Genomic DNA, 8,651 nt, shown 5'->3' with positions numbered 1-8,651 from the left:
CCGGCTCGGCGCCCGAGGGTGAGACGTTGATGTTGCAATCACCAGCGATTCCCGACGACGCACGCGCCCTCGCACCACACCTGGCGGACACCCAGCCAGACCGGTAACCGCGCGTCGCCCGTCGGCGATCGGCCGCTGGTTACGCTGGGTGGATCCGGTCGACATGAGGGGCGGCTCGTGGTCACGTTGGACCGTCTGGTGAACGTGCTGGGGGGCTATGGCGTCCGCCTGCGCTTCTGTGCGGTGCCGCGGTCCACCGAACTGCGCACCGTGGTGATGCACGAGAACGCACACGGCCGCGTGGTGGTCGGTGACGTGCTCCTGGCCATCGGCGCTCATTCGGTGGAAGAGGCGGTGCGGTGGGCGGTGGCTGCGCGCGCGGTCGCCGTGCTGATCCGCGACCGCGACGGCACCACCTTCGTCGGTGAGGACGAGCCGATCGCGATAATGGTGGTCGACCCGGCCGTGTCCTGGAGCGAGTTGTCCGCAGTCGTCCACGGACTGGTGTTGGAGGGTCGCGAGACCGAATCTGGGCGTGGCCCAACGGATTTGTTCGCCTTGGCCGACAGCTTGGCAGACGCGATCGGCAGCGCTGTGACGATTGAGGATCGGCTCTCGCGGCTGTTGGCCTACTCACGGTTGCAGCAGCACACCGACCCGGCGCGGGTCGAGACGATCCTGGACCGGCAGGCACCCGAGCGGCTGCGCGCCTTGTTCGACGCTCGAGGGGTATCGGCACACCTGGCGGCGTCCGACGAACCGCTCTTCGTCGCCGCGGACACCGAACTGCACATGACGGGGCGGATGGTCGTCGCCGCGCGCGCGGGACGGGAGGTGCTTGGCACCGTGTGGGTCACCTGCGCGGCGCCACTGGACGGGTCCAGCCTCGCCGCGTTGACCGACGGTGCGCGCACGGTGGCCCTGCACCTGTTGCGATCCCGCGCGAGCGCAGACCTGGAACGCCAGGTCGAATCCGAGCTCGTCATCCGGTTGCTGGAGGGCACGGTGGACGCACCAACCCTGGCCAGCAAACTCGGACTGCCGCAACAGCCGTTGCGGGCCATCGCCGTTCGCGCGCACGTGGGCGCCGAGCGGCACGCTCCCCTGTTGTTGGCCTTCGAACGGGCCACGACGGGATTCGGTTGGTCGCGGCCGGGTCGTAGCGCGCTATCGGGGACCACGGTCTACACGGTGCTGCCCGGTGAAGAGCCTGCGGCGGCGCAACGGTGGATTTCCGATTTGCGGGCCACGCTTCCCGCGGGGGTCACGGTGCTGGCCGGGATCAGTGGTGTCGCGGCCCCGGCTGAGCTTGCGGCGGCGCGCCAGGAGGCCGACGAGTGTCTGGCCCTGCACGAGGCTCGCCCACCTGACGGCGGGGCAGCACCGGTCTACGACGAATCGTGGGACGACATCCTGCTGGAACGGCTACGCACCGCCGCCCGCTCCGGGCGCACCCCTACTCGCGGCCCGGTGTTCGAACTGCGCCGCCACGACGAACAGCACGCCAGCCAGTACGTCGCCACCCTGCGCGCGTGGTTGGAGGAGCGGGGTGACCCCGTGGCGGCGGGTGACCGACTTGGCGTGCACGAGAACACCGTGCGCTACCGGCTCCGCAAGATGGCGGAGGTGTCCGATCTGGGCTTGCACGACGCCCGCAAGCGGCTCGCGATGATGATCGAACTCGTGGCCACCGACGACCACTGACCGCCCGCCGGTCCGGACGCGACGACTCCACCAGGGCCCGTTGTCGGATCACGCCAACTAGGCGTCGGCCAGTTGTCCGATTCCGGCAAACCGATCCTGACCACGCCATCCACCATGGAGTCAACAACCAATGTTGAGCGATGGAGGCATGTGATGGTCGGCGTCGAGCGTCTTGATGGTGGGCCGCGATCGGCGATCGTGGTGGGTGCGGGCATCGTCGGCTTGTCCACCGCGTGGTTCCTGCAGGAGCGCGGTGTCGAGGTGACCATCGTCGACCGCACCGGCGTCGCCGCCGGCGCCTCTTGGGGCAACGCCGGATGGATCGCACCGGCACTCACGCTCCCGTTGAACTCACCCGCCGCGCTGCGCGAGGGACTGCGCTCGCTGCGTGACCCCGCCGCCCCGCTGCACATCCCCTTGAGCGCCGACTCCGGGCTTGCCAGCTTCCTGGTCCAGTTCGCCATGAACTGCCGCCGATCGTCGTGGAAGCGGGCCGTGCGGGCCAACGTGCCGCTCAACGAGGAATGCATCGAAGCCTTCGACGTGCTGACCAGCAACGGAGTCGACGCGCCCATGACCGATGCCCCCATCACCGCGCTGTTCCGTACCACCAACGCCGCAGAACGCATGATCGACGACCTGCGCCGGCTCGAAAGCGCCGGCCAGACGATGTCCGTCACCGGGCTGTCCGGCGAAGCGTTGCGCGAACAAGTTCCGCTGGCATCACCGGCGATCACCGCCGCACTCAACATCAACGGGCAGCGCTTCATCGACCCCGGCCGATTCGTCAAGGCCCTTGGAGAGGCGGTCCTCGCGCGGGGGGCAACGATGCGCACGCTGGAAGTCAGTGACGTACTGACCTCGGGCAGCGGCATCACCGTGTACGCGCGCAACGGGGAGCCGCTGACCGCCGACACCGCAGTGATCGCCACCGGCGCCTGGCTGTCGCGGCTGGCGGGGAGCCGGATACGCGTCCCGGTTCAGGCCGGTCGCGGCTACTCGTTCACCGTGCCAGTCGACCGCCCCATCCCAGGGCCCATCTACCTGCCCGACGTCCGGGTCGCCTGCACCCCATACCAAGGCGCCCTGCGCGTCTCGGGCACCATGGAGTTCCGCGACCCACACGAACCGGCAGTGCCAGAACGCGTGGGCGCCATCGTTGCCTCCGCGAAACCCCTGCTGGACGGGGTGCGCTGGGCCGAACGCACCGACATCTGGGTTGGGCCGCGCCCGGTCACTCCCGACGGCCGCCCCCTCGTCGGTGAAATGTCACGAGGCGTCTACGTCGCTGGCGGACACGGGATGTGGGGACTGGCGCACGGCCCGGTCACCGGTCGGCTCCTGGCCGAATACATCACCACCGGCAAACAACCCGAAGCCCTTCGCGAGTTCGATCCGTCACGCCGCAGCGGCCGCTGACACCTCTTCAACCCCGGGCTTCACCCCGGCGCGACCACCGCCCGCTACGGGCCTCCGCGTCGTCAGGGGCGGTGCGCAGTTTCGACCCGCCCCTGACGACAACCTCTGCCTACCCGAAGGACACCCCAACATGACCAGTACCGAACGTGTGTGGATGACACCACAGGCGCACAGCCGACTGCGGACCGAACTTGCCGCCCTGCGTTCGCGTCCGACCATCGAGATTCCCGACGACTCGACGGAATACGACGACACCCTCGTCGCGAACTACGCCGCACGCAAGGCGCGGATCCGCCAGCTTGAAGAGCTGCTGATCCACGCCGTCGTCGGTGAGGATCCACCCAATGACGGCATCGCCGAACCGGGAATGGTGCTGACCATCCGCTACGACGACACCGGCGAGGTCGAAACGTTCCTCCTTGGCGTGCGGGGAGCCGAAGACACCGGCACCGAGGTGTACTCCATGCAATCACCGCTCGGCAGCGCGATCGCAGGCGCGCGCATCGGCGAGCAGCGCACGTACTCCATCCCCAGTGGCAAAGACCTGCCCGTGACGCTGCTCAAGGCGGTGCCCTACGGGCTGGAGAGCGCGACGAGGACGCGTCGCACCAAGGAATTGGCATGACCACGACTCCACGCGTCTGGATCTCGCTGCAGGCCTACGAGCGGCTGCACCGGGAACTGGACACGCTGCGCTTTCTGTTCTCCGCCGGAGTCGCCGACGGGGATGGCGACGAAAACGCCGCCGCCGTCCGGCGCGCGTGGGAGAGACGGATGCAAGAGATTCATGACTTGCTGATCCACGCCGTGGTCGGCGATGACCCACCCAACGACGGGGTGGCCGAACCCGGCATGGTCGTCACCATCCGCTACGACGCCACCGGCGACACCAACACATTCCTGCTCGGCGTGCTCGGCGCCGAATTCGCCGACATCGAGGTCTACCCCATCCAATCCCAATTGGGCGCCGCCATCGCAGGCGCACGCCCAGGCGAACGTCGCACGTACAGGCTGCCCGACGGGGGTGCCATCGCGGTCACGCTGCTCAGCGCAGTGCCCTACGGCCTTCACACCGCCGATCTGAGCGCTGGCTAACCGCCGCTGGAATGGGGCGCGCCCTTCTCGCGCGCTCAACGAGATTTAAAGCCTGCGGTACCGATATCAGCTGGTGCCCCGTGGCCCGTTCGTGCTATCGACGCCATAGGGCACCATGGCGGCCGCATACGGTTTACCCTTCCGCCATGAGATCGGTCGTTGGGTTCCTGGCGCTGCTGCTGGTGACCATCGCGTGCTCGGCTTGCGTCCCCGCACATGGCGCATCCGGCTCGTCCGTCGTTCGCGTCGCCGCGGACCCGGATTCGGGTTCGAGTTCGGGTCCGGCGCAGACAGACGTTCCGGAGACACTGGCGGCCGCCACGGCCGCCGCCCAGAAGGACATCGACCGCTTTACCTCGGGCGACTTCGCGGGCGTGTGGGAGGAAATGGAACAGCACGTCCGTGACGGGATCACCAAGGACGACTTCGTGACGTTCTACGAGACCTGCAAGAAACCAGGACCACCGATCAGTGTGACCGGGTTGCGACTGGACGTCGGTGACGAGGCGATCGTGCTCATGAAGGTGAACGGCGTCGAACGCTCGAGGACCATGGTCTACGACGACGGCCACTGGTACATGCAGGCCACTGAGGACTTCGCGAAGCACCTCGGCGAACCGCTCGAGCAGATCATCGCCGAGGAGACGGCCGGCGGTCTCTGCACCCGTTGACGGTGCCGCTCAGCCGTTACCACCGTGCTTCGGCTTCTTGGGACCACCGTTGCCGTGCCCGTTGCCCGGCCGCTCGGGGATCGTCTGTGCGATCGTCGGCGCAGAAGACGTCACCGTCTGCGGCGGCGTCGGCGGATCGATTGACGTGAGGCTCGGCGTCGACGTCGTCGGCGGGTCCAGGGTGGCCGGTCGCGAACCGATCGACTCGACGCCGACGAGGACGAGTGCAAGCAGCACGGCCGCTGAGACCGCGAACGCGGCCCACGTCCTGCGACGCCGGCCCGGTGGAGGCGGTGGCGGCACCGCACCGGTCAACGGCGGGGCCGCCCCTGCCAGCGGAAACGCGAGCACGCGGGTCGGCGGTCGCCCCGTGTGCAGAGCGGTCCGCATCGCCTCCGCATGTGGGAAGCGATGTGCGGGGTTCGGCGCCATCGCGCGGTCGATGACGGCCGCCAGTGCAGGATCGACATCGGGTCTCACGGCCAGCAGCGGCGCCAGGTCGTGCTGCGCGATCGCGTGCATCAAGGCCGCAGGCTCGGGCTGCGGGAACGGCATTCGCCCGGTCAGTGCCTCGTAGCCAATGGCCCCGACCGCGTACAGGTCGTCGAGCGGGGTGGCGGGCTGACCGGCGACCCGTTGGGGGCTGAGATAGGCCACGGTGCCAACCACCTGTCCCATCTGGGTCAGATCGTTGCCGCCGCTCTTCGCCACGCCGAAGTCTGCGATCTTGGCCTCCCCGGCCGCCCCGAACACGACGTTGGCCGGCTTGATGTCGCGGTGCAGGATCCCTGCCGAATGTGCGGCGCCCAATCCGGCGAGCACGTCGGAGAGCACTCGGCGCACCTGATCGGGCGCCAGCGGCCCGTGGACGATCGCGTCGAGAAGTGACCGTCCAGGCAACCGCTCCATGATCAGGTACGGCGCACCACCGTGTTGGGAGTCTTCACCGCTGTCGTGGACCACGACGATGTTCGGGTGGTTGAGCGCTGCGGCCGACCGCGCCTCGAATGCGATCCGATCGCGAAACTCCGGATTGGCACTGAGCCCCGGGTGCAGCAGCTTGATCGCCACCGGCCGACGCAGCCGCAGGTCCCATCCGTCGTACACCGTGGCCATGCCACCATGGCCGAGGACGCCGCTGATCCGGTAGCGCCCACCGAGGAGTTCAGGGGCGGCCACCGCTCCCACGCTAGACGTACGTCAGACCTTCGGGCAGTAGTGCATCGGGTTGTCGCGCTCGTCGAGCGGCGGGAGGTTGCGCGCCGGAGTCTCCGGCAACGGAGCATCGACGGGAAGCCGCCCCGCCGCCCGGTCCCAACCCGCACGTGCGCGTGGATGCATGCGCCTGCGCTTGGGCAGCAGCGAGAACACCACGTGCACGAGCTGGCCGAGGCGACGGTGCAGCCATTCGTCGCGCCAGGACCACGTGTAGCCCATCAGTTCTCGAACCGATGGGTCGTAGAGACCGACGGTGAACCAGACGAAGAAGGGCGCCACCGCCCTTCGCTGCAACCGCCACATCCAGTCCGGCATCTTGCCGGCCCACGGAGGCTTGGGCAGTTCGGTCAGGTCCAGTACCGCACGCGCCGCGTAGTTGTTCTCGAGCACGTTGGCGCACATGTGGTCCCAATAGACCTGAAATTCCTCCCAGGTCTTGGGGACGGGGCGCATGCTCATGCCGTACATCCGGTACCACTCGACGTGCTCGTCGAAGAGTTGGCGCTTCTGCGCCTCGGTGACGCCGCCGCACAGCCGTTCCGCCACGATCAGGGTCCCGACGAAGAACGTGGAGTGGGCCCAGTAGAAGACGTCCGGATTGAGCGCGTGATAGCGGCGGCCTTGAGCGTCAACACCTTTGATGTCGGTGTGGTACTCGCGGACCTCTGCTCCGGTGCGAGGGGCCCGGTCGGTGTCGAAGACGACGCCACCGATCGGATACAGCGACCGGAGCAATCGCGGCCACCGTTCCCGGAAGAAGGTCGAATGCTCCTCGACCGCCGCGCCGAGCTGGGGGTGCATGTTCTGCATCGACCCTGCCCACGGCCCCTGCAGGAGTCCTCGCCAGTCGCCGAAGTACTTCCACGTCAGAGAATCGGGACCCAGCGGAAGCGGCGGAGCGTCATAACCGCCTGGCGACACGGGACAACCGGACCCCATCCCCTCGACTGTCTGAGATCCACTGGTCACCGGGCACGCCTCAGACGTATCTTGAGTCACTGGTGACCTTCCCTAGGGGGCTGGGTGAATACTTTGACTACGAGCGTTGTCAAGTGAGCTTAGGAGCAATGTGCCGTCCGGTCAACGAAGGGGCCGCTGGTCCGGAGTACCACTGCAGGACAGACAGACGCTCAGGCGCGACGAACTGATCGCTGCCGGAGTCGACGTTCTCGGCGGCGACGGCGGTTCGACACTCACCGTCCGCGCCGTGTGCCGCACCGCAGGACTGACCGAACGCTACTTCTACGAGAGCTTCACCGACCGTGACGAGTTCGTGCGCGCGGTATACGACCACGTCTGCAGCACCGCGATGAGCGCCCTCACGTCATCGACCACACCGCGCGACGCCGTCGAACGATTCGTCGCCCTCGTGGTCGACGACCCGGTGCGCGGGCGGGTGCTGCTGATCGCGCCCGAACGGGAACCGGTGCTGACGAAGTCGGGGGCCGAATGGATGCCCAGCTTCATCGAGCTGCTTCAACGCAAGCTGACCCGAATCACCGACCCAGCGGTCCAGGCCATGGTGGCCACCGGCCTCGTTGGCGCGCTCACGGCGCTGTTCACGGCGTATCTCAACGGCCGATTGACCGCCACCCGCGAGCAGTTCATCGACTATTGCGTCGACATGCTGCTCAGCCGGGTGTCAAGCCACTAGATCACGCGTCGGGAGTGCTGACCTCTTCGAGAGGGGCCGTCGCCTCGTCCTCGGCCTCCTTGGCCGCCTCGTCAGCAGCGGCCTTGGCGTCCCTGCCCTCCTGGGTGCCCAGCGACGTACCGGGCTTGGTGGCGGTGGCGTAACCGCCATTGCAGTTCAAGTAGAACTGCACCGTGGAGTCGACGTGGATGCCGTCGTTCGCACTGGCGAACGGCGCAGTCTGCGAACGCTCGACGATGCAATCGTCCTGCGCCAGCTTGTCGCCGGTCCTGGCCGCGACGACGACCGTCTGACCCGCATCGCTGGCAGCGGAGGATGCGTCCGAGTACGTCTGGCCGGCGTAGTCGTCAGCCGAGGCAACCCCACCGCCGAGAAGCGCCGACACAGCCAGTGCGCCGATGGCACCGGAACCAACAACGATCAGCTTCTTCACGTCTAGCCCTATCTGTCCGCGGAGTCGGAAAGCCTTGCTCTTGCTCGCGGGGATAGTACCGCCGTCGGCGTGTCGGCGCATCGCCTCTCGCGACCAAAGCACGGAGGCAAATCATGGAGACAGTCCACCCTCCGTCATCGCGTGCGCCTCCCCCCGGCCAAACGAGTTTGCCGGGACGGGCACGTTCTCCCGGGTGCGGCTAGCCTTTTCCACAGCGCTTCCCGTGAATGACCGAAGCCCGGATGACGACACCCCGGTGCGTAGAACTTGATGTCACCGGGGGGTACAGATATATTGAGTGCTACCAACAGGTACAGATAACTGGGAGGGTCTATGTCGACCGAGTTGACCGACCTGCAGCTTCTGCACGAACTCGAGCCGGTGGTCGAGCAGAACATCAACCGCCACATGCGGATGCGCAAGGACTGGAACCCGCACGACTACATCCCGTGGTCGG

10 protein-coding genes are annotated in these 8,651 nt (G+C 67.5%); 7 read left to right on the top strand and 3 right to left on the bottom strand.

The genetic code is table 11. The features are described from left to right. Positions 1 to 177 precede the first annotated feature (177 nt). The 5 genes from ACRDUX_RS29620 (at position 178) to ACRDUX_RS29600 (ending at position 4,889) form a co-directional block, all read left to right on the top strand. On the top strand, positions 178 to 1,704 hold the full coding sequence (locus ACRDUX_RS29620; protein WP_526419193.1) for a PucR family transcriptional regulator: 1,527 nt from the start codon (positions 178 to 180) through the stop codon (positions 1,702 to 1,704). Between the two features lie 153 nt (positions 1,705 to 1,857). Then, complete coding sequence (locus ACRDUX_RS29615; protein WP_526419191.1) at positions 1,858 to 3,123, top strand: NAD(P)/FAD-dependent oxidoreductase; 1,266 nt, start codon at positions 1,858 to 1,860, stop codon at positions 3,121 to 3,123. Between the two features lie 130 nt (positions 3,124 to 3,253). Continuing rightward, entirely contained in the window at positions 3,254 to 3,748 is a 495-nt protein-coding gene (locus tag ACRDUX_RS29610) for a GreA/GreB family elongation factor (protein ID WP_526419189.1), read from the top strand. Continuing rightward, positions 3,745 to 4,218 carry a GreA/GreB family elongation factor gene (locus ACRDUX_RS29605; protein ID WP_526419187.1) on the top strand — a complete coding sequence of 158 codons (474 nt, stop codon included), beginning with the start codon at positions 3,745 to 3,747 and terminating at the stop codon, positions 4,216 to 4,218. Before ACRDUX_RS29610 ends, ACRDUX_RS29605 begins: the two co-directional genes overlap by 4 nt. A 146-nt stretch (positions 4,219 to 4,364) precedes the next feature. After that, positions 4,365 to 4,889 (top strand): hypothetical protein, encoded by a 525-nt coding sequence (locus tag ACRDUX_RS29600; protein WP_526419186.1) that lies wholly within the window; start codon positions 4,365 to 4,367, stop codon positions 4,887 to 4,889. 9 nt (positions 4,890 to 4,898) lie between these two features. Here the strand turns inward: ACRDUX_RS29600 and ACRDUX_RS29595 are convergent, their stop codons facing one another. Both ACRDUX_RS29595 and ACRDUX_RS29590 read right to left on the bottom strand, forming a co-directional pair. Next, positions 4,899 to 6,068 carry a serine/threonine-protein kinase gene (locus ACRDUX_RS29595; protein WP_526419184.1) on the bottom strand — a complete coding sequence of 390 codons (1,170 nt, stop codon included), beginning with the start codon at positions 6,066 to 6,068 and terminating at the stop codon, positions 4,899 to 4,901. A gap of 21 nt (positions 6,069 to 6,089) precedes the next feature. Continuing rightward, the gene (locus ACRDUX_RS29590; RefSeq protein WP_526419182.1) at positions 6,090 to 7,106 is read right to left on the bottom strand and encodes an oxygenase MpaB family protein; all 1,017 of its coding nucleotides are present in this window, start codon (positions 7,104 to 7,106) and stop codon (positions 6,090 to 6,092) included. A gap of 70 nt (positions 7,107 to 7,176) precedes the next feature. Between ACRDUX_RS29590 and ACRDUX_RS29585 the strand changes: the two genes are divergently transcribed. Next, complete coding sequence (locus ACRDUX_RS29585) at positions 7,177 to 7,761, top strand: TetR/AcrR family transcriptional regulator (RefSeq protein WP_526419180.1); 585 nt, start codon at positions 7,177 to 7,179, stop codon at positions 7,759 to 7,761. A 1-nt stretch (position 7,762) separates the two neighbouring features. Here the strand turns inward: ACRDUX_RS29585 and ACRDUX_RS29580 are convergent, their stop codons facing one another. After that, on the bottom strand, positions 7,763 to 8,194 hold the full coding sequence (locus ACRDUX_RS29580) for a hypothetical protein (protein ID WP_526419178.1): 432 nt from the start codon (positions 8,192 to 8,194) through the stop codon (positions 7,763 to 7,765). Positions 8,195 to 8,527: 333 nt separating this feature from the next. Between ACRDUX_RS29580 and ACRDUX_RS29575 the strand changes: the two genes are divergently transcribed. Next, positions 8,528 to 8,651: acyl-ACP desaturase (locus tag ACRDUX_RS29575; RefSeq protein WP_526419195.1), on the top strand; the 124-nt coding region annotated here is incomplete at its 3' end.

It is taken from the genome of Mycobacterium sp., from assembly GCF_050701675.1.
In the GTDB taxonomy this organism is placed as follows: Bacteria; Actinomycetota; Actinomycetes; order Mycobacteriales; family Mycobacteriaceae; genus Mycobacterium.
This window is presented reverse-complemented; position numbering and strand designations above follow the sequence as displayed.